18 protein-coding genes are annotated in these 20,343 nt (G+C 45.8%); 13 read left to right on the top strand and 5 right to left on the bottom strand.

Annotated elements, in window-relative coordinates; translation table 11 throughout:
- The first annotated feature begins 3 nt into the window (after nt 1–3).
- From KI655_RS04390 to KI655_RS04360, 7 genes are all read left to right on the top strand, one after another.
- Nucleotides 4–2,346 carry a glycoside hydrolase family 65 protein gene (locus KI655_RS04390; RefSeq protein ID WP_285402108.1) on the top strand — a complete coding sequence of 781 codons (2,343 nt, stop codon included), beginning with the start codon at nt 4–6 and terminating at the stop codon, nt 2,344–2,346.
- Nucleotides 2,339–2,971 (top strand): beta-phosphoglucomutase, encoded by a 633-nt coding sequence (gene pgmB, locus KI655_RS04385; RefSeq protein ID WP_285402106.1) that lies wholly within the window; start codon nt 2,339–2,341, stop codon nt 2,969–2,971. The genes KI655_RS04390 and pgmB overlap by 8 nt, the downstream gene beginning before the upstream one ends.
- 105 nt (nt 2,972–3,076) lie before the next feature.
- The gene (locus tag KI655_RS04380) at nt 3,077–4,213 is read left to right on the top strand and encodes an ABC transporter ATP-binding protein (RefSeq protein ID WP_150871887.1); all 1,137 of its coding nucleotides are present in this window, start codon (nt 3,077–3,079) and stop codon (nt 4,211–4,213) included.
- A 166-nt stretch (nt 4,214–4,379) separates the two neighbouring features.
- A complete protein-coding gene (locus KI655_RS04375) occupies nt 4,380–5,390 on the top strand; it encodes an OmpG porin family protein (RefSeq protein ID WP_285402103.1) in 1,011 nt (336 codons plus the stop codon).
- Nucleotides 5,391–5,561: 171 nt separating this feature from the next.
- The gene (locus KI655_RS04370; RefSeq protein WP_285402101.1) at nt 5,562–7,043 is read left to right on the top strand and encodes a glycoside hydrolase family 32 protein; all 1,482 of its coding nucleotides are present in this window, start codon (nt 5,562–5,564) and stop codon (nt 7,041–7,043) included.
- Nucleotides 7,037–8,968 (top strand): alpha-amylase family protein, encoded by a 1,932-nt coding sequence (locus KI655_RS04365; RefSeq protein ID WP_285402099.1) that lies wholly within the window; start codon nt 7,037–7,039, stop codon nt 8,966–8,968. Before KI655_RS04370 ends, KI655_RS04365 begins: the two co-directional genes overlap by 7 nt.
- Before the next feature lie 296 nt (nt 8,969–9,264).
- On the top strand, nt 9,265–9,459 hold the full coding sequence (locus KI655_RS04360; protein ID WP_285402096.1) for a hypothetical protein: 195 nt from the start codon (nt 9,265–9,267) through the stop codon (nt 9,457–9,459).
- Nucleotides 9,460–9,500: 41 nt separating this feature from the next.
- Here the strand turns inward: KI655_RS04360 and KI655_RS04355 are convergent, their stop codons facing one another.
- On the bottom strand, nt 9,501–9,668 hold the full coding sequence (locus KI655_RS04355; RefSeq protein WP_285402094.1) for a hypothetical protein: 168 nt from the start codon (nt 9,666–9,668) through the stop codon (nt 9,501–9,503).
- Between the two features lie 135 nt (nt 9,669–9,803).
- The gene (locus KI655_RS04350; RefSeq protein WP_285402092.1) at nt 9,804–10,694 is read right to left on the bottom strand and encodes a LysR family transcriptional regulator; all 891 of its coding nucleotides are present in this window, start codon (nt 10,692–10,694) and stop codon (nt 9,804–9,806) included.
- Between the two features lie 173 nt (nt 10,695–10,867).
- Here KI655_RS04350 and KI655_RS04345 point away from each other — a divergent pair, with 173 nt between their 5' ends.
- Nucleotides 10,868–12,784 (top strand): amidohydrolase, encoded by a 1,917-nt coding sequence (locus KI655_RS04345; protein ID WP_285402090.1) that lies wholly within the window; start codon nt 10,868–10,870, stop codon nt 12,782–12,784.
- Nucleotides 12,785–12,904: 120 nt separating this feature from the next.
- Here the strand turns inward: KI655_RS04345 and KI655_RS04340 are convergent, their stop codons facing one another.
- The gene (locus KI655_RS04340; RefSeq protein ID WP_285402089.1) at nt 12,905–13,582 is read right to left on the bottom strand and encodes a DUF1826 domain-containing protein; all 678 of its coding nucleotides are present in this window, start codon (nt 13,580–13,582) and stop codon (nt 12,905–12,907) included.
- A gap of 315 nt (nt 13,583–13,897) precedes the next feature.
- Here KI655_RS04340 and KI655_RS04335 point away from each other — a divergent pair, with 315 nt between their 5' ends.
- A complete protein-coding gene (locus tag KI655_RS04335; RefSeq protein WP_285402087.1) occupies nt 13,898–14,830 on the top strand; it encodes a LysR family transcriptional regulator in 933 nt (310 codons plus the stop codon).
- A gap of 10 nt (nt 14,831–14,840) precedes the next feature.
- On the opposite strand, the gene KI655_RS04330 is transcribed toward KI655_RS04335, so the two are convergent.
- Together KI655_RS04330 and KI655_RS04325 are read right to left on the bottom strand one after the other, a co-directional pair.
- Complete coding sequence (locus KI655_RS04330; protein ID WP_285402085.1) at nt 14,841–15,593, bottom strand: DeoR/GlpR family DNA-binding transcription regulator; 753 nt, start codon at nt 15,591–15,593, stop codon at nt 14,841–14,843.
- Nucleotides 15,594–15,602: 9 nt separating this feature from the next.
- Nucleotides 15,603–16,307, bottom strand: a complete 705-nt coding sequence (locus KI655_RS04325; RefSeq protein ID WP_285402466.1) for a glycerophosphodiester phosphodiesterase family protein — start codon at nt 16,305–16,307, stop codon at nt 15,603–15,605.
- Nucleotides 16,308–16,551: 244 nt separating this feature from the next.
- Here KI655_RS04325 and dctP point away from each other — a divergent pair, with 244 nt between their 5' ends.
- The 4 genes from dctP to KI655_RS04305 all read left to right on the top strand — a co-directional run bounded on the left by dctP (nt 16,552) and on the right by KI655_RS04305 (nt 20,246).
- Nucleotides 16,552–17,565 (top strand): C4-dicarboxylate TRAP transporter substrate-binding protein, encoded by a 1,014-nt coding sequence (dctP, locus tag KI655_RS04320; RefSeq protein ID WP_285402084.1) that lies wholly within the window; start codon nt 16,552–16,554, stop codon nt 17,563–17,565.
- A gap of 102 nt (nt 17,566–17,667) precedes the next feature.
- The gene (locus tag KI655_RS04315) at nt 17,668–18,132 is read left to right on the top strand and encodes a TRAP transporter small permease (protein WP_285402083.1); all 465 of its coding nucleotides are present in this window, start codon (nt 17,668–17,670) and stop codon (nt 18,130–18,132) included.
- 9 nt (nt 18,133–18,141) lie between these two features.
- Nucleotides 18,142–19,425, top strand: coding sequence for a TRAP transporter large permease (locus KI655_RS04310; RefSeq protein ID WP_285402082.1), 1,284 nt, complete (start codon nt 18,142–18,144; stop codon nt 19,423–19,425).
- Between the two features lie 35 nt (nt 19,426–19,460).
- Nucleotides 19,461–20,246: an HAD-IIB family hydrolase gene (locus KI655_RS04305; protein ID WP_285402081.1), complete on the top strand. Its 786-nt coding sequence runs from the start codon at nt 19,461–19,463 to the stop codon at nt 20,244–20,246.
- Nucleotides 20,247–20,343 lie beyond the last annotated feature (97 nt).

Genomic DNA, 20,343 nt, shown 5'->3' with positions numbered 1-20,343 from the left:
AAGATGTTTATGAACTACACCGCTGGTCAAGGCGAACTAAAAAACTGGATCGTTGAAGAGACGGCATTTGATTCAGCACTTCAAGGTAAATGTGAAGTTGTGATGAGTTTAGGTAATGGCTACATGGGTGCACGTAGTGCCACGGAAGAAAAGTATGTAGGCCAAGTGCGTAACCTATTCGTCGCAGGTACTTATAACAAGTTTGATGAAGAGGAAGTAACCGAGCTTCCAAACGCTGCAGATATGAGCTCAATTGAGATGTTCATTGATGGCCGTCGTTTCCACCTAGAGTCTGGCGAAGTAAGTAACTACTCGCGTCGTCTAAACGTGAAGAACGGTGAACTGACGCGTGAGTTCACTTGGACAAACACAGAAGGCAAAACGTTTGAGATGCGCTTCCGTCGCTTTATCTCTCAAGCAAACCTTCACCTGATGGCGTTCGACGTTCACGTTAAGGCTGTAAACAGCGATGCGGAAATCGAAATCCGCTCTGGCGTTGATGCTCAGCTGTCTAACTCAGGCGCTCAGCACTTCCACGAAGGTGAGAAGCGTATCTACGACAAGCGCTTCATTGAGCTTCTACAACACACAACAGAAAGCAAAGTTGATTTCGTATTCCTAACGTCTCACCGTTACTTCGTAAATGGTACAGAAGTTGAGATCGACCCAGGTCTACAGATGGATCGCCGTAAAGTATGGCTGAACATCCATCAAGAGCTAAAAGCTGGCGAGACATTCGGCACTGAAAAAGTCGGTGTTGTACACACGTCTCGTGACAAGCAGTTCGACGTTGAAGGTTACGAGCTACAAGCACTACGTGACCACGCGCTAACTAACCTGAAAATGAACGCTGACCGCAGCTTTGACGAGCTACTAGCAGACAGCGCCGTTGAGTGGGATAAGCGTTGGGACAACATGAACATCACCATCGGTGGTAACGATTTTGACCAACTAGCGACGCGTTTCGCTCAGTACCAACTAAACATCTTTACGCCAATGCACGACTCTCGCTTCGGTATCGGTGCGAAAGGTCTATCTGGCGAGGGCTACAAAGGTCACTCATTCTGGGATACAGAAGTATTCATGCTTCCGTTCTTCATCTACACAATGCCAGAAGTTGCACGCAGCCTACTTGAGTACCGCTTCAAAACACTTGGCGGCGCACGTAAGAAAGCAGCAGACAACGGCTACATCGGTGCTCAGTTCCCATGGGAATCTGCACTAACAGGTGAAGAAGTAACGCCAGTATGGGGCGCAGTAGACATCATCACTGGTAAGTCGACTAAGATCTGGTCTGGCTTTATCGAGCAGCACATCACGTGTGATATCACTTACGCACTATGGCAGTACTACCAAATCACGGGTGATCAGAAGTTCATGGACGACATGGGCTACGAGATCATGTTCGACACAGCAACGTTCTGGACAAGCCGCCTAGAGTGGCTAGAAGACCGCAACATGTGGGGTATCTGTAACGTAATCGGTCCTGATGAGTACAAAGAACACATCGACAATAACGCGTTCACTAACTACATGGCAGTAGAGAACATCAAGCTAGCGATTCGTTATTACGAAGACCTAGAAGCGTCTAACCCAGAGCTACTGGCTAAGCTGTCTGACAAGCTGAACCTAGTCGAAGCTCGCAAGATGTGGCTAGAGCGTGTAGATGACATCTACCTACCGCAACCGCGTGAGGAAGATAAGATCATCCCGCAGGACGATACTTACCTACAGAAAGAGATCATTGACCTAACTAAGTACAAAGAGCAGCCGTTCGTTGGTGGTCTGTTCCAAGACTACAGCCTAGATCAAGTGAACGAGATGCAGGTATCTAAGCAGGCAGACATCATGGTTCTTTTCCTACAGCAGGAAGACAAGTTTGACCTAGAAACTAAGCTTGCTAACTGGAACTACTACGAGCCGAAAACGCTACACGATTCGTCTCTAAGCCTATCAACTCACTCGGTACTGGCTTCGGATGTGGGTAACCCAGAGCTGTCTTACGACCTGTTCCAACAAGCGGCTTCTATCGATATCGGTCAGAACATGAAGAGCTCGGATCACGGTATCCACGCGGCGTCTATCGGTGGCATGTGGCAGTGTGTGGTATACGGCTTCGGCGGTGTACGTATGCTTGGCGGCGAGCTTCGCATTAACCCTAACCTACCTAAACAGTGGGATAGCGTGAACTTCCCAATCTACTGGAAAGGTGAGCGTCTAGAAGTAACGGTAGACAACACACAAGTAAGCATTGTTCGTCCAGAGTTTAACGGCCAACCACTTAACATTGAAGTTGCGGGTGAGCCACGTGTAATCGAATCAACAGAGGCTGTATTCAATGTGTAAGGCATTTATTTTCGACCTTGATGGTGTAATTACCGATACCGCTGAACTGCACTACCAAGCGTGGCAGCGCATGGCGAACGAAGAAGGATACTACTTCGACCGTGAAATCAACGAGCAGCTGCGTGGTGTATCTCGCGAAGCGTCTCTAAAGATCATCCTAGATGGTCGTGAGATCAGCGAAGAGAAGTTTGCAGATCTAATGAAACGTAAGAACGACTACTACGTTGACCTGCTAAACACGATTTCAGCAAAAGACGTACTGCCAGGAATCGAACAGTTCCTACTGGAGCTAAACGCACGCGGTATTAAGGTGGCACTGGCGTCAGCAAGTAAAAACGCGCGTCCAATCCTACACCGTCTTGGCTTAACGCCGTTGTTTGATGCCATCGGTGATGGCTGGTCAGTACAACGCTCTAAGCCTGCGCCAGATGTGTTTATTCACGCAGCAGGGCAAGTAGGCGTAAACGCGGACGAGTGCATTGTGGTTGAAGATGCAGAAGCGGGTGTAGACGCAGCGAAAGAAGCAGGCATGCGTGTTGTGGGTATCGGCCCTGATGAGCGTGTTGGTCATGCAACATGGCGCTTCGAGGATACAGCTGAGATGAAACTCGCTGCAATCCTGTAAAGCTAACCGCTAGCAAAAACAAGCTTTACACATAATAAGAAAGGGGCAGCTTGCCTGCCCCTAATACGCCCAACAAGGCGAAAGAATTAGAACGTAGGTAGAACAATGGCACGCTTAGAACTGAAGAACATCAACAAAATCTATCCAGATGGTGCGCACATCATCAAAGACGCCAACCTAGTTATCGAAGACGGTGAGTTCACGGTTTTCGTTGGCCCATCCGGTTGTGGTAAATCAACTATGCTGCGCATGGTAGCTGGCTTAGAAGAGATTTCTTCAGGCGAAATGTGTCTAGACGGCGAGGTTGTGAATAACCTGTCTCCTACGGATCGTGGTATTGGGATGGTTTTCCAATCCTACGCACTCTACCCACATATGACGGTAGAAGAGAACATCGCATTTGGTCTAAAACTGGCGAAAAAGCTCAGTGCAGACGAAATCAAAAAAGCAGTCAAAGATGTTGGCGAAATGCTTGAGCTGACCAACCTTATGAAGCAGAAGCCAAGTCAACTTTCTGGTGGACAGCGTCAGCGTGTGGCGATTGGTCGTGCGATTGTCCGCAACCCGAAACTTTTCCTTCTTGATGAACCGCTATCGAACTTAGACGCGTCACTGCGTGTTCGTATGCGTCTTCAATTAGCGGAATACCATCAGAAATTGAAATCGACGGTGATTTACGTAACACACGACCAAGTTGAAGCGATGACTCTTGCAGACAAAATCGTGGTACTGCGTGATGGTGCGATTGAGCAAGTCGGTTCGCCGTTAGATCTTTACTACTTCCCGAAAACTCTGTTCGTTGCTGGCTTTATTGGTTCACCAAAGATGAACTTACTGCCAGCGACACTGATTTCTGCTTGTGAAGAAAAAGCGCACGTAGAAGTCGGTGACTACAAATTTGAAGCGGAAGTGAATGCTCAAGGAGCGACACAAGGTGCGCTAATGACATTGGGCATTCGTCCCGAAGATATCCACCTAGATGAGAAAGGCGTTGGCGTTATCGTTGAAGGTCTTGAGCGTCTTGGAACGGAATCATTGCTTTACACAACACTGGTGCGCGGCGGACAAGAGGTACTAGTGCGCGTTCCGGGTACGGTACATGTTGAAGTAGGGCAGCGTTTGAACATCCGCATCCCTGCTGAAAAGTGTCATCTATTTGATAGCAAAGGTAAGGCATACGAGCGTGGTCATACGCTTAATGACCTAATCACGTTGCCACCTCAAGTGCAGCAAGCAAGTTAATTACGATAAGAATAATAAAAAAGCCCGCGGGCGAGCGGGCTTTCGATTACTGCGTTAGCAACGGTTGCAGCCAATGCCAACGTGAACATTAATGCCTGTTGTAGCAGGTACCAATAATTGCTCCTCATCGGAGCGACAGTAACATAGTGATAATAAGGTAATAATCATGAAAAAAACAGTAGTGGCTTCCTCTGTTCTCTTAGCTCTCGCTTTTTCTGGTGTTTCATTCGCTGAAGAAACGGACGTAACCAAGGAAAACCAAGACCAAGAATTGGCAAAAACCGTTGAGCAGTTGAAATCTGAGTATTCCACCGCCGAGCTATTAACTGCATTGGATGTTCCAAAGCAAGAAGAGAGTAAATTTCACGGCACACTAGGTTCTAACGTAGAAGTTGAACGCTTGATTCGTGATGATGGCGTGAATGAAGGTAAAGTGAAATATACCATCGCGCAAGGTAGCTTCCGCCATGATGACTTACCGGGTTGGGACTTTGGTTTCTACTCTGGTCGTGAAGAACTGTTTACTGGCAACCTAAAGCATGCTGACTACAACCGAGGCGTAAACTCAATTCAAGAAATCTATGTTAACCGCAGCTACAACCATGAAAAAGGTAATATCGGTTGGGGTGTGAAGTTAGCCGGTGAAAGTATTGACCAACGTACGACTCCGGGCGGTAAAGTGTTTGGTTCTTACCAGCTGACCGATCGTTTAGGCATGCACGGTTACGCGCTCTACCATGTTGAGTACAAGCGTGGTACGGGTGAATTTCCATACTGGGAAGTTGAGCCGGGCTTTGGCTACAAAATCAATGACAACACAGGTGCGTGGTTGAACTTCCGTTACCAAGAAGGTCAATGGAATGCGAAAGATGGCTACTCTGAAACTGAAACAGAGTGGATCATCAAGCCGGGTATTTGGCATAACTTCGGTAAGCTGTCTGCGTCACTATGGGGTGAATTTGGTTCATTCGAAAAGACTGTTGATGCAACAGGTGCTCATGCGTGGACGGAAGACTACTCTAAGCTAGGTGTGTCTGCTAACTACCCACTTTCAAAGAGCTGGCGCATGTTTGGTGAAGCAAGCTACAAGAAGATTGACTTCACAAGTGGCCCACAACGTGACGAGTTCGATGGTTACATCCCACTGTTCATCCTAGGCGTCAACTACAGCTTCTAGTCTAAATTTTCATCCCTCCTTCAAGCGAAGGGGGGAACTCCACTCTTTTTAGTATTTCTAGTTTCGGACTGGCTTTGGCGGCAACAGGTCCTTTTTGGAGCCTAGGTGTAGGCTCCTTTTTTATCACCTATTCGAACCTAGACATATTTTTAACAACATCGGTATCGGCTTATGAGCGAACAATATCGCCCTTCACTCCATATGACTCCTGAATCTGGCTGGATGAATGACCCCAACGGATTGGTCTACTTCAACGGCCAGTATCACCAGTTTTACCAATATTACCCTCATGACACTGTTTGGGGACCAATGCACTGGGGACACAAAACCAGTACAGATCTGATTCACTGGCAAGAACATAGGCCAGCACTACTTCCTGATGAGTCAGGAATGTGCTTCTCTGGCAGTGCAATTGTCGATTGGCATAATACCTCTGGATTATTTGAGAATGGCCAGCCGGGTTTACTCGCTTTCTATACCTCGTTTATTCAGCCTAAGGTAATACTTGCCGATGGCTCGGAGGTTGAAGACCCTATTCAACAACAGTCACTAGCGTACAGCCAAGATGGCATGACTTGGACGAAGTATGCTGACGGCGCGCCGATTATCCCAGCTCGTGGCAACCCTGACTTCCGTGATCCTAAAGTGCTCTGGCATGAAGAGAGCCAAGCTTGGGTGATGGTGGTCTCTTGTGGTCAGCATATCGAGTTCTACCGATCAACCAACTTACTAGACTGGCGATTAGTGAGTGAGTTTGGTTACCGCCACGGCGCGCACAGCAAAGGCCCTTGGGAGTGTCCTGACCTGTTTGAGATGCAAATTGAAGGCAGCGACGTAACTCGTTGGGTGCTGGTGGTCGGCATTGGTGAGGGAGCACATTGTGGTGGTGCAGGCACTCAATATTTTATTGGTGATTTCGATGGTGAAACTTTCACTAACCATAATCACCCAGAGAGTGTACTGTGGCTAGATTTCGGTCGTGATTACTACGCAACACAATCCTTCTCTGATGTTCCACCGCAAGATGGTCGACGTATCGTAAGTACCTGGATGAGCAACCACCAATATTCACTCGAGTTGCCAACGCAAGCGTTCCGCAGCTCTATGGCGATGCCGCGTGAGTTATTCCTGTTTGAAAGCAAAGCAGGCTTGCGAGTAGGGCAGCGTTTTATCAAAGAGCTTAACAAGGCGTTAAACCTTGATGCACAAGAGATCTTGCCAAGTGATGAGCAAGCAGTAAGCATCTACAGCCAACATAAAACAATGAAGTTCAGCGCGCATTGTGAGCTTGAAGCTGAGCAAACTCTACACTTAAACCTGTACCAAGACACACCAGTTTTCTTCGAATTTAAACGCTCGGAAAAGGGCATTGATGTGCGTTCGGTGCGTCGTGGTCAATTCGGCAAAGAGCGCATTGATGAGTACTTCCCACACGACTACCGTGTCGAGCTTCCTGTCGATAACAAATTCCAGATTGAATTACTGATTGATAAAGGCTCCATCGAGCTATTAATCAATGGTGGTGAGTTCAGCTTTACCAACCTCGTTTATGCAAAAAACACAGACGCAAGTATTGCGCTGAGCGTCGATAGCGGCAGCCTAAGTTTGGCCAGCATTGAAGTAGCAAGCCTAATGGGAGAAAAATCATGTTAACTGAACAACAAGCTCAAAAGGCGCTGCATCAAGTACTTGCATCCGTTGAACTGCCTAAGCTAACCAAAAAAGATGAAAAGGTATTTCTAGAGCGCCTAGAGCAGTACTTTCCATCACTTACCAGCAAATTACATGATCTCTACGGTGAGCGTTATGACTTTTTCCTGCACCTACAAAAGCTGGTGGTTGTGCTTGCTAAAGCCTTTGCTGGCCGTAAACGTAAGTGGAAGAACCTAGACGAAAAGCGATTGAAGAATCCAGCTTGGTATCGCAGTGAAAAAATGCTTGGTATGGCAGTGTACGTAGACCTGTTTGCTGGCGATTTGAAAAAGCTACAACAGAAAATACCTTACCTAAAATCATTAGGCATCAACTACCTACACCTAATGCCACTATACAAAGCACCAGAGGGTGACAGTGACGGTGGCTACGCGGTATCGGACTACCGCAAGGTAGACCCAAAACTTGGCACAGAGAAAGACCTAGCACAACTTGCAGAAGCACTATCAGACGAGGGCATCAGCCTAGTACTTGATTTTGTGTTTAACCACACTTCAGACGAGCACCATTGGGCAGAGCAAGCACGCAAAGGTAACCCTGAGTTTGAAGATTTCTATTACTTCTTCACTGATCAGCAGGATGTCGACGACTATAACCAAACTTGTCGTGAGATTTTCCCAACCGTACGCCGTGGCAGTTTTACGTATTTAGATGATATTCAAAAGCATGTTTGGACTACGTTCAACAGCTTCCAATGGGATCTGAACTATTCGAACCCAGCGGTGTTTAATGCAATCACTGATGAGATGCTATTCCTAGCGAACATTGGCTGTGAGGGCTTACGCCTAGATGCGCTTGCGTTTATCTGGAAAGAGAAGTGGACTCAGTGTGAAAGCCTGCCAAAAGCACATACTCTGATTCAGTGTTTTAACTCCTGTCTACAAATCGCGGCACCAGCGGTCCTGTTCAAGTCTGAGGCGATTGTTCACCCAGACGAGGTGGCACAATACATCGACAAAGATGAATGCCAGTTATCGTATAACCCATTAATGATGGCGTTGATGTGGGAGAGCCTCGCAACACGCAAAACCGAGCTCCTGACGGCTTCGCTTAAGAAGAGCTTCGAAATCTCAGGTGAGTGCTCATGGGTGAACTACATCCGTTGCCATGATGATATCGGTTGGACGTTTGATGATGCAGTTGCCGAACAGTTAGGCATCAATGGTTTCGAGCACCGTCGATTCTTGAACCAGTACTATACCGGCAAGTTTGAAGGTTCATTCTCTCAAGGCGTGCCATTCCAAGAAAATCCAACTACGGGCGATTGTCGCGTGTGTGGTTCATTGGCATCTCTAGCGGGGTTAGAAAAAGCTATTGAAGCCGACGATTCACAAGAGATTGAGTTTGCTCTCAAACGTATTCGTCTATTAAACAGTATCAACCTCAGTATTGGTGGTATCCCGCTTATCTACCAAGGCGATGAGTTAGGGATTCTGAACGACCACGCTTATCTAGAGGATGAGTTTAAACGTGATGATACTCGTTGGGTAAACCGTCCCGCTATCACTGCTGATGCGATTAAACTTGCTGAACAATCTGGCAGTTACCAAAACCGAATCAGCCAAGATCTGAAACAGATGGTAGCGCTGCGTAAGCAAAACCCAGTGTTTGGAGAGGCGAAAACGGAAATTTTGGAAACCTATCGTCCACACTTGTTTGCTTACTACCGAAGTCATGAAAACGGTGAAAGCCTGTTGGCGATATGCAACTTTAGTGAAACGGTTCAACATCTTCCAGCCTCTATTTGTGATGTGTTAGGTGGGCGAGATTGTGTTGATATTCTCTCTGGACAACGTTTCGATAATCCAGTAATTGAAGTGCCCGCGTACGAGGTCTTGTGGTTAACCAAGAGCACAAAGGCGTGATGCACTGCGAGTTATTACGCTCATTTGATTTGTAGGCTCTGTTTATTTATCAACTAGATAGCCAGTTTACGTGATGACTTAACGAAAACGCATGCTGTAAAGCCCCACCAACGCGTGGGGCTTTTTACGTTAATTATCGGGAATAACGTAAATAAATCTAATGAAATCTCATTTTGAGTAAATCTAAATCATTGTAAAATAATGATATTTTCTTTGTTTGTCGGAGTTCTATGTACTAAGGTTTTAGTGTCACCTTATCAGAGGTTGCATCGAACTCGATTACTTAGGAGAGCCAAATGAAATATCTCATCGCACTTGCCGTTGCACTGACTTCTTTGTCTTCAATCGCCGAAGTACCTAAAAATGCGGAGCCAATTATGGCGTGCTATTTTAATGGGAACCTGATTGGTACTATGACTCCGACACAATGCTTCTCGAAAGGAGGCGCTTTGTATCATGTTCAGCGATCATCATCTCGTTCATCATCATAAACTCGTTATGGGGAGAGCATGACTAGGTTTCAATGGTGATGCTAACCCCTAACAAAAAGAAGCTCGTAGATATGATTAATAGAGATTGGGTCAATTTCGACATGACCGTTGAGTAGGGAGGTAAAGTTAGACAGGATATGAGCTAAGATGACCGGAGATACCAGTAAAGCTCCAATGAGTATCAAAAACAACCAGTTAGATTTGTTCATGCGCCCCTCCTTTGAGTTTTGACTGGATTTTATCAGACAAAATCTCAACAACAAAAACGCATTTGATGGGTAAAATCCATCATTTTTTGCCTTCTCAATGACTCGAGATAAAGCTCGGTAGTTACATGTATCACATTAGCTCATGTGGTGTTTCGCGTACTCTCTCAAGGTCGATTTCAGTCCTTCTAGTTCAGGTGCGTCATTCATCGACAGCGGATAATAAAACGAGATTCCCACCTTGAGTGAACTGGATATTTCACTCACTTCCAGTTCAACCAGAGCGCCACTCTCTACTAGCGGCGAAGCGAGATTTTTACTAATAAAAGCCCACCCATCTTGCTGAACTAGGTTTAAAAGCACATCGTTATTGCTAACAATATGTTGGTTAACGGACACCGAAAACAGAGCAGGTAGGGTATGAATATGGTTCTCACTGACGTACTGTTTTTCCAATTGTAGATCTTCGATACAGAGTGATGCTTGCTGACTAATCGGGTGTTGGGGCCTACAGTACACGGCTAGTTTATCCGTGCCTAAATGGATATAGCTATAGGCACTTTCGACACTGCTGATCATCCTGTTTTGCATAATCGCTAGAGAATGTTTTGTGTTCGATACCGCTTCGATCATTTCTTGGCGGTTTCTATGGAGCCAATTGATGGTGATGTTGGGGAACGCCTGCTTCATGTAATCCTCGATATGGAGGATCAAGCTATTGGGCACCAAGATATCATGGTAGATATCTAGGGATGTATAGGTAGTTTTATAGCTGTCCATCATACGTGTGTTAAGCAGTTCGGTGTTCCTGACTAACAGGCTTGCCTGCTGGTAGAGTGCTTGCCCCTCTTTAGAAGGAACGGCTTTTTTACCTTGAATCTCAAACAGTGTAATGGCGTAGCTATCTTCCAGAGCTTTCACTTGTTCGCGTACCGTTGTTCTGTCTTTGTTCAGTTTCTTGGCCGCTTGACTGTAGCTGCCTTGTTCGATGGTGGCACAGAAGGAAGCAAGGTGTTCATAGGAAAACATAGTGACTCCAAATGATGGGATTTACCCCGCGTTATGCATTATTTAGAACGACTATAGGGTGGTATCTTGCCGTTATCGACGACAGGGATTCCATATTTGGACGTTGCTCACAGAGATCGTGGTTTGTGGTTCTTAAGGAAGAAAGGCATTTTTCTAACCTATAGGTGAAGCGTATGTACTCTGGTTTAAAACTAACCCTACTGGCATCAAGCGTGGCTGTTATGGTTGGTTGTACCCCCTCTGAAAATCACATTGCGAGCGAGATGAGTAGCTCGGCTCCCGAAGCGCCAGTCACGCTCTATATCGCGAAAGATCTTATCACTATGTCTGAACAAACGCCGGAAGGCGCCAATGCCATCGTCGTTCAAGATGGAAAAATTCTGGATGTTGGACCGCAAGCCGAATTGGAAACGCGATACTCAGACTCACATGGCTTCCAAATCAACCAGCAGTTCGCCGACAAAGTGTTAACCCCAGGATTCGTTGAGCCGCATATCCATATGTGGTTGAGTGCTATTTTGATGGGGACTGAATTCATCACGCCAGCTGATTGGTTTTTTCCAGACGGTGCAGCTAAAGGAGTTCAGAGCGAAGAAGCTTACTTCACGCGCTTGAAAGAGGTTGAAGCTAGCTTTGACGAAGGAAAGCCGCTCGTGACTTGGGGCTATCACCAGTATTTTCATGGTCAAAATATGAGTCGAGCAACTCTCGACGAGATCTCACCACAGCGACCAATTATTGTTTGGCACCGCAGCTTCCATGAACTCTATTTCAATACTGCTGCGATAGAAATGTTCGGTTGGACGGAACAAGATTGGAGTGGTGAGGGTTACGCTTACCAACAGATGGATTGGGACAAAGGCCATGCCTATGAAAACGGAGCGAAGACCTTGCTGCAAGATGTGCTTGGTTTTCTGATGAAAGAGGGCATGTTCGCAACGGGCCTTGAACGTACCAAGCAGTATGTACACTCGGGTGGTATCACGACCGCGATTGATCCGGGCGTTGTGATCGACAATGCGACTTATGAGCAGATGGTGAATATTCTTACGGATGAGGCGATGCCAATGGAATACTGGTTAATTCCAGCGGGCAATTTCACTTACTCAATGGCGGGATACGATGCCAATAAAGGCAAGCAGATAGCTGAAGCTCAAACGGTTCAACAACAAGGGCATGGCAACATTCAATGGTTACCAAAGTTCGTAAAACTGTTTTCTGATGGAGCCATGTACAGCCAGTTGATGCAGCTTAAAGATGGCTATTTAGATGGTCATGAAGGGGAGTGGTTACAAACACCAGAGCAATTGGAAGACAGTATGCGCCCTTACTGGCAAGACGACTACACCATCATGGTACATGCTAACGGTGATTTAGGTTTTGAAGCCGCTGTCGACATCGTTGATAAATTGGCGAAAGAGAAACCTCGTACAGACCATAGAACGGGTTTTCATCATTTGGGTATCACAGATAAAGACGATATTCCTCGTGCGGTAAAGCAAGGATCGAATTTCAGTGTTAACCCATACTACACCCATATTTTGGCAGAGAATTATGCGCAAAATGGGGTAGGAGAAGAGCGAGCGTCTGAGATGTCTCGTGGTCGTTCATTTATCGATAAAGGCGGGATCTTATCACTTCATTCAGATGCACCTATGGCACCAGCCCAGCCGCTTGCGTTAGTGTGGGCTGCCGTTAATCGCATTGGATTATCTGGAACCACGGTGATGGGGGCCAGTGAACGTATTAGTGTTGAAGAAGCTTTACAGGGAGTAACAATAAATGCCGCGTATACTGCTCGTTTGGAGGACAGAATCGGGAGTATTGATATCGGCAAAGATGCCAACTTTGCTGTACTAGAGAAGAGCCCGTATAAGGTTGATCCGCGAACCATTAAAGACTTAAAAATAGAAGCCACCATTTTTGAAGGGCATGTCTATCCGATTGAGCAGAGTAATCTCGGTATGCAGATGACTTTCAATACCCAGCGCTCAATGGCGGTAGCGGGATTCATCGACACCCATGATCATGATGTCTGTGAATCGAGCTTATTGATGCAATCTTTAATGCATGGGCGCCTTCTTAACTAGATTGAAAAGCAAGATAAAACAAAGCCTAGCTAAATAACTGTGTTAAGTAGCTAGGCTTTTTCATTGGATACTGATTTGGTCCTAAGTCTGGACGACGTAGAGGGTTGTTAAACGAGAGTGTTAACCAAAGTCTAAGGTTAACAGCAGACGGTTCTCTCCCTCAGGAACCATAGGTGAACGGTGCACCAGTGCAGTCTCTTCGTTACCAATCCAAGCTCCACCTTTGAGCAAAGCGACATCACCACATCCAAGCTGCTGAATGTTCGATTCATCTTGATACAGACCTGAGGCATGATCGGGTTGCCCATTGCTACCGTGGCCAAGCTTAGAGCGGTCAAGTACATGATTAGGCAACCATTGTGTTGCGGTACCGTGGAACGTCGTCACCAATCGACATGGAACTCTGTCTACATGAAAACGTGGGCACATAGCTCGGTTTAACGTGGCAAGGCGTACACCTGCGTCTTTCAAATCGAACAAGCAGCAAAACATATCGACGAGTTCCGCAATGTTTTGAACCAGAGAGGGAGGTAAGTCATCCAAAGATTTCTGAAGTTCTTGATAGGCGCTTTCTGATGAGACGTTGACGGACTTACTGAAGTCAGGGTTATTTGACACAAAATCACTGGTGGCATTGATCAGTTCTTCACTCAACGAGCGCTCCCAAACTACCATGTTGAAGTCGTCTTGATATATGTCCGTAAGCACCATAGGTTGTTTACCTGTGCTGAACGAAGGCGTTTTACTTGCCGTGGCTCCGGTATTGGTAGCAAGCGGTTCAGTGGTTGCAGAATTCATGGTCTCGTCCCTAGTATCAATTGATGCTTATACTCCGGCGCCCACCGCTTTATCGTTTCCACTATATCGTTTTCTCTTAGGATGGGCGCTTACTATTGTTGCAATGTTATATCATAACAATTATAGCAAGAGAAACGCCTTAACAAACGTCGGCTCTTCGTCGGTACTATGAAGAGCGGATAGGGGTGACCCAAAGCACATAATTTCTACGTCGATATCGTGATTGGGAAATTTGTCGAGCCTAGAGCCCAAGATCTATGAGACCCTTGCGATCTATTAGATTTTCGAGAGTTGGCTGCATTACAAGGATTTTTCATGCATCACTTCAACATACGCGCGTTAGAGTATCTTAACGGCTTGTCAAAATATGGCTCTTTACGTAAGGCCGCCAAAATGCTCAATGTTGACCCTGCGGCTATGAGCCGGATGCTCGGACAACTTGAAGATCAGGTTGAGATGAAAATTTGGGAGAGAAACAATCGTCAGTCCTATCTAACGGAAGCGGGCAATGAGCTGCTCAATCACTATCGAAATATCATTCGAAGTGAGGCGGCTGTGCTGTCACAGTTGACTAAGCTGAAGAATCTAACTGGAGGCAGCGCCAGCATTGCAATCGGAGAAGGGTTCATTACCAACTTGGTATCGAAGCCGATGGAAACTTTCATGACGCGCTATCCTGATATCAATCTGTCGATCGAAATCGCTGGAGCGCTGGATGCCGTTAAGCTACTTGAAGATCAGCAGATCGATTTTGCGATTACCTATGCTGCCGCACCACATCCTAAATTGCACACACATGTCGAGCGCAGTCATCCACTAGAGCTGATTGTTCCAAAAGGGCACGTGTTGACTCTCAAAGATCAGCCCGTCACGCTGCAAGATCTACAATCCTTACCACTGGCGTTGATCGACAATTCTACCGGTATGGGAAGGCTCGTTCATCACGCAGAGCAGGTGTCTCACGTGAGCCTTTCACCAAAACTGCAGACTAACTCAGTGAGCGCATTGAAAAACTTTGTATCAGCAGGGCTGGGCGTTACTTTTATGCCAAAGCTAACGGTGTTGGATGAGGTGGAATCTGGAGAGATTGAGATCGTACCGACCAATCTTGAGATTCTGTCGAATGCGCGTGTGAAGGTGCAGTCTTTGAAAGGTCGCGCTCTGAGCCCACAAGCAAGCACTTTGCTCGACTTTCTAGTCGAAAACACCCACTTCCTTCGTAGCGATGCAAGTGGGCTGGCTCGATAATCGGCGGAAATTAAGCAGATACAGTATCGTCGATGAGCTGAACGTTTAGCTCTTCTGGGAGTTGGCGATTATTGGTATAGATACGATCAAATCTATCTAGGGGAGCGACTTTTAAGGCTGCAAAACGCCCCCATTTACTCGCGTCTGCGACTAGCCAGCATTCACGGCTGTTGTTGAGAATGGCTTTGGAAAGATCGGCCTCAACTTGTTCATGCTCCATCGCATAGTGGCTCGTTGTGATAGAGCCGCAACCGCAAATACCAATGTCTGCTTCAAAATCAGAGAAGAAGCTAACTACGCTACTGCCTACCATGTCTTGGTGTTCACGGCGCAGTAAACCGCCTGCTAAATAGACCTCGATTTGCTCGTTAGCTTCTAAAATTCGCGCAACTTGCAGGTTATTAGTGATAACGCGTAGAGCGGGTTTTGCAAGCAGATATTGAGCGATTCGAGTTACGGTCGTACCAATTCCCATCATCACTGTAGAGCCTTCTGGTATCGCATTAGCGACCGCCATTGCGATGCCGTCTTTGACTTCGGATTCAACGCCAGTGCGGAAGCGATAGCTGGTGTTGGTCAGTGCGGTCGGTAGGCTGACGCCACCATGTACACGCCTTGCTAACCCTTGTTCGCACAGTTGGTTTACATCACGTCGAATAGTTTGTGTGGTAACGGCAAACTGGTCAGCGAGATGATCAATTTGAACATCTTGGTTAGATTTAAGAGTGGCAAGTATCTGCTTTTGGCGCTGGTTTAATTCCATAGTGTTTCACTAAAATTGGTTCGGCATGTCGGTAATGATGTTGTCGACACCCATCTCATAGAATCCTATCGCTTTCGATGGGTCGTTGAGCGTCCATATCTTTAGGATTATACCCGATTCTTTTATCTCATTGGCGATAGAAATATCGAGTAGCTGGTGGTCGATATGAATACTATAAAGTTCTAAACATAAAAGCTTATCTAAGCTGTGTTGATCCCACTTATCACAGATAAAGCCGCGTCTTACTTGAGGATAGTGTGCTTTGCATTGAGCCAACACATCTTGGTTGAAGCTTGAAAACAGCAACTTATCTAGCGGGTAATTGATACGTTCAACCGTCGCGAGTACTTCATCGGTCAGTGATTGTGTTGTGTGCTGGTTATAGACCTTTAATTCAAGGTTTAAGGTTACTCCGAGCTCCATACACTTGAGCATCGCTTCTTCCAAGGTAGGAATCGTAACCCCCTCGAATTCTTTACCAAACCAGCTGCCAGCATCTAACGCCTGAATCTCTTCGAGTGCCAGTTCAGACAATTTACCAGTGCCGTTGGTACAACGGTCAACGGTTTCGTCATGCATAACGACTGGGATTTTATCTGCGGTTAGCTGGGTATCAATCTCTACCCATTTGGCACCCGCTTGGGCGGCTCGTTCAATACTCACTAGTGTATTTTCTGGTGCCAAAAGTGCTGCACCGCGATGGCCTGTGATCATGTCAATGTCTATTTGTTCATTTGAAAGTTGAGTGAACATTATCTCTCTATTGTTACAGATTCATTACTATGGATATGAAAATATGGCGGCCAAAGTTGCGTTTTATGGGCAAGATCATATTTCTACTAATGTTCAAATAAACATTTTTATGTTCATATGAATGTAATAATTGAATCGCATACTCAACCAAAATTTAGCCTTCTATACTCAATTCAAGTTACACATCCAAAACAAAGGATTCAAAATGAAAAAGCTAATAGGAACAGTAATGACAGCCGCAGCGCTTCTTGTCGGTTGTGGTCAAGCAGATGAAGCAGCAACAGAAGCGAAGATTGAACCGATTGATATCAATATGAGCTTGGTGTTCACTCAGAATGAGCTTCTAACGCAAGAGCTAGTAAAGGTGACGGACAAGATTCGTGAACGCACTGATGGCTCAGTTAACATTAAAGTTTTCCCAGGCGGCCAACTACCTGTTTATAAAGACAACCTAGAGCAGGTCGTAAATGGTGCTAACTGGATTGCTGTGGAAGATCTGACTTACCTTGGTGATTACGTTCCTGATTTTGCAGCACTTGCAGGTCCTATGCTTTACAACTCTTACGACGAATACCTAGCGATGATGGATACTGACTATGTCGCAGGTCTTAAGCAGCAAGCTGAAGAGAAGGGCATTAAGGTACTAAACGCAGACTATATGTTTGGCTTCCGCCACATGATCACCAATAAAGAGATCGTGAACTCTTCTGACATGGCAGGCATGCGTATTCGCGTACCACAAAGCCAACTGTTTATTAGTACACTCTCTGCTATGGGGGCAGCGCCAGCTTCTCTTCCTTTCCCAGAAACATACGCTGGTGTTCAGCAAGGTGTTGTTGATGGTCTAGAAGGCTCTATCTTGACCATGTACTCAACTAAGATCTACGAAGTTGCTAAGAACATGTCGCTAACTAAGCACTTCCTTGGCTCTGTTGGCATCTACATCTCTCCAACCTTGTGGGATAAGTTCACGCCAGAACAGCAAGCGATTATTAACGAAGAGCTAGAAGCGGGTGTTGAATCTAATACTCAAGAGCTGGTTAAGCTTGATGAAGAGTACAAGCAGAAACTAGAAGAACTGGGTGTGACCTTCAATGAAGTGGACTCTGAAGAGTTTAACAAACTGACGGCAGACGTTTACAACCAGTTTCCTACTTGGAGCGAAGGCGTTCACGCGACCATCATGAAAGAGCTTGAGACGATTCGTGCGGCTCAATAACGATTAGAATTTTATTTGTTAACACTAGCGACCCACTAGTTTTGGGTCGCTTGATTCCTGTTTACTCGCAGCACTAATAGTGGGTAAATCTAGGAGGGTCTTTTGTTTTTATTAAGAAACCTTGAAGAAATCTTAGCGTCGATTGCTATTTCAATCACAGTACTTGTCGTGATTGTTAACGTTGTTTTGCGCTATGGATTTGGCTTTGTTGTACCTTGGAGCGAAGAGCTCTCAGTGATCTGTTTTATCTGGGCTGTTTATCTGGGTATTAGCTCATGTTACAAGCACAAACTTCATATGGGCGTTGATGTGATTGTTGCTATGTTGCCAGAACAGTCGAAGCGCATTTTCAAACTGTGTGTCCATATTTTCCTTTTGGGCATCAATATCTTGATGTCTGTTCTTAGCTACCAGTACTTAATGTTATCGAACAAAGTGACACCAGTGATGGGCATGTCTTACTTCGCGATCAATGGTGTATTGGTGCTCAGTTTTTGCCTAATGGCTATCCACACCGTTAAATTCATTGTGGACGATTTGGCTTCCCTTAAAAGTTCTAAGCAGTAGGTGCTCATAATGGAAAGCTATCTTCCTATTTTTATTCTCTTTGCTCTTTTCCTACTGAATATTCCGATTGCGTTCTCATTGATCTCTTCAGCAATGGTTTACTTCTTGTTTATCAATGACTCGATTCCTGTGACCTTGGTAATGCAAAGGTTCATCAGCTCTACGGAATCATTTCCACTGCTCGCTATTCCATTTTTTATTATGGTGGGTTCAGTGATGAATTATGCTGGGATCAGTAAGAGTCTCCTTGCCTTTGCTGATTCAATGATTGGTCATAAGACAGGCGGATTAGCTCAGGTTAACGTCGCACTAAGTACTCTGATGGGCGGTATTTCAGGCTCAGCCAATGCTGATGCTGCGATGCAGTCAAAAATCTTAGCACCTGAGATGACCAAACGCGGCTACGACTTACCGTTTACTGCGGCTGTGACTGCAGCATCTTCAAGTATTAGCCCTGTTATTCCACCAGGCATTAACTTGATTATTTTCGCTCTATTGGCGAACGTTTCCGTGCACCAAATGTTCATCGCGGGTTATGTACCAGCGTTTTTGATGGCTCTGTCCTTAATGGTCACCATTTGGTTTATCGCTCGTAAGCGAAACTATAAACCTTCACGCTCGAAGCCGGCGACCGCAAAAGAACGCTTTCACTACTTTTTGAAAGCGATACCGGCGTTGCTGATCCCGTTCGGCATTATTCTAGGGATGCGTTTTGGCCTATTCACGCCAACGGAAGCTGGTGCGATTGCCGTATTGCTGTGTGTCATTATCGGTGCGTTTATTTACCGAGAGTTGAGTTTCAAACACATTCCTCAAATTATGCGAGAGACGGTGCAGGGGACCAGTAGTGTGATGTTCATTATCATCGGCGCGATGGTTTTCGGTTACTACATGACACTGGAGCAGATCCCCCACAATGTTGCATCGGCTTTGATTGAGCTAACAGACAACAAGCTGGTTCTGCTGTTACTGATCAACGTTTTGTTGCTGGTGGTAGGTATGTTCATTGAGGGCGGTGCAGCAATGATCATCCTGACGCCACTGCTGCTTCCTGCTGTATTGAATTTGGGCGTAAACCCGGTTCATTTTGGCATCATCGTAATTGTGAACATTATGATTGGCGGTGTAACACCACCGTTCGGCTCTATGATGTTCACGGTTTGTTCAATTTTAAAAGTTCGAATGGTCGACTTCGTTAAAGAAGTGGCTCCTTTGTTGTTGGCGCTACTGACGGTGCTAATGTTGCTGACTTTCTCGGAAAGTTTGGTGATGTTTTTGCCGAATTTGCTTTAACACTGCAACGTTATTCATTATTTAGAGGTGTAGAAATGAATTCGGTAACGAATCAACTAAACGAAAACTGGAAACAGGTGGATTGGGTTTTAACGGACGTTGATGACACATTAACGTGGAAAGGCGAGTTGCCACCTGAGACGCTGATTGCACTAAAAAAGCTTCGTGATGCTGGTAAGAAAGTGGTCGCGGTAACGGGCGCTTGCGCTGGTTGGTGTGATCATATTGCACAGCTTTGGCCTGTTGATGCCGTACTCGGTGAAAATGGCGCTTTTATTATGGAAAAGAAAGACGGCTATTTAACACTGCGATCAGACGTCCCAATGGCAGAGATCAATGAGAAACAGCAACAACTTAAACAACAAGTATTGGCGATATTGAAAGACTATCCAGATTTAGAGTTAACACTGGACCAGTCCTATCGATTGTGTGAAGTCGCGATTGATATTGGACAAAATCGCCCTCGTGTTGATGAGCAAGTGATTGAAGAACTGGTGGCCAAGATTCATGCGTTAGGCGCACATGCAACTGCAAGTTCGATTCATATTAATGCGTGGTACGGTGAGCACTCAAAAAAGGCGACAGCTACGGCTTTTCTTAAGGAGAAAGGGCTGTCAGCCGATGAAATAATCAAACGCAGTTGCTATGTGGGCGACTCAATGAATGATCAGTACATGTTTGAGGTATTGCCCAACAGTGTTGGCGTGGCAAATATCGAGCATTATTGGGAGCGTCTTGCCTACCGTCCTGTGGTGGTGATGACTCATCCCGGCGGTTATGGTTTTGCAGAGTTCACAGATAAGTTGCTTGCGCTGAAGTAACTTAACTCAAGCGATGCTCAATTCATTAAACGGTTTTAAATCGGTCTCGTTAGTGAGGCCGATTTTTTTGCCAACAAGAACACTTCAACTCTCTTCC

The sequence above is a fragment of the Vibrio sp. D404a genome (genome assembly GCF_030248535.1).
Taxonomy (GTDB): Bacteria; Pseudomonadota; Gammaproteobacteria; order Enterobacterales; family Vibrionaceae; genus Vibrio.
Note: the sequence above shows the minus strand (reverse complement) of the source record. Positions and strands in the feature narration are given on the sequence as shown.

What these genes read in the sequence shown, in the direction of transcription:
- KI655_RS04390 (WP_285402108.1), top strand. Translation starts at nt 4, where the DNA reads ATGTTTATGAACTACACCGCTGGTCAAGGCGAACTAAAAAACTGGATC.
- pgmB (WP_285402106.1), top strand. Translation starts at nt 2,339, where the DNA reads ATGTGTAAGGCATTTATTTTCGACCTTGATGGTGTAATTACCGATACC.
- KI655_RS04380 (WP_150871887.1), top strand. Translation starts at nt 3,077, where the DNA reads ATGGCACGCTTAGAACTGAAGAACATCAACAAAATCTATCCAGATGGT.
- KI655_RS04375 (WP_285402103.1), top strand. Translation starts at nt 4,380, where the DNA reads ATGAAAAAAACAGTAGTGGCTTCCTCTGTTCTCTTAGCTCTCGCTTTT.
- KI655_RS04370 (WP_285402101.1), top strand. Translation starts at nt 5,562, where the DNA reads ATGAGCGAACAATATCGCCCTTCACTCCATATGACTCCTGAATCTGGC.
- KI655_RS04365 (WP_285402099.1), top strand. Translation starts at nt 7,037, where the DNA reads ATGTTAACTGAACAACAAGCTCAAAAGGCGCTGCATCAAGTACTTGCA.
- KI655_RS04360 (WP_285402096.1), top strand. Translation starts at nt 9,265, where the DNA reads ATGAAATATCTCATCGCACTTGCCGTTGCACTGACTTCTTTGTCTTCA.
- KI655_RS04355 (WP_285402094.1), bottom strand. Translation starts at nt 9,668, where the DNA reads ATGAACAAATCTAACTGGTTGTTTTTGATACTCATTGGAGCTTTACTG.
- KI655_RS04350 (WP_285402092.1), bottom strand. Translation starts at nt 10,694, where the DNA reads ATGTTTTCCTATGAACACCTTGCTTCCTTCTGTGCCACCATCGAACAA.
- KI655_RS04345 (WP_285402090.1), top strand. Translation starts at nt 10,868, where the DNA reads ATGTACTCTGGTTTAAAACTAACCCTACTGGCATCAAGCGTGGCTGTT.
- KI655_RS04340 (WP_285402089.1), bottom strand. Translation starts at nt 13,582, where the DNA reads ATGAATTCTGCAACCACTGAACCGCTTGCTACCAATACCGGAGCCACG.
- KI655_RS04335 (WP_285402087.1), top strand. Translation starts at nt 13,898, where the DNA reads ATGCATCACTTCAACATACGCGCGTTAGAGTATCTTAACGGCTTGTCA.
- KI655_RS04330 (WP_285402085.1), bottom strand. Translation starts at nt 15,593, where the DNA reads ATGGAATTAAACCAGCGCCAAAAGCAGATACTTGCCACTCTTAAATCT.
- KI655_RS04325 (WP_285402466.1), bottom strand. Translation starts at nt 16,307, where the DNA reads ATGATCACAGGCCATCGCGGTGCAGCACTTTTGGCACCAGAAAATACA.
- dctP (WP_285402084.1), top strand. Translation starts at nt 16,552, where the DNA reads ATGAAAAAGCTAATAGGAACAGTAATGACAGCCGCAGCGCTTCTTGTC.
- KI655_RS04310 (WP_285402082.1), top strand. Translation starts at nt 18,142, where the DNA reads ATGGAAAGCTATCTTCCTATTTTTATTCTCTTTGCTCTTTTCCTACTG.
- KI655_RS04305 (WP_285402081.1), top strand. Translation starts at nt 19,461, where the DNA reads ATGAATTCGGTAACGAATCAACTAAACGAAAACTGGAAACAGGTGGAT.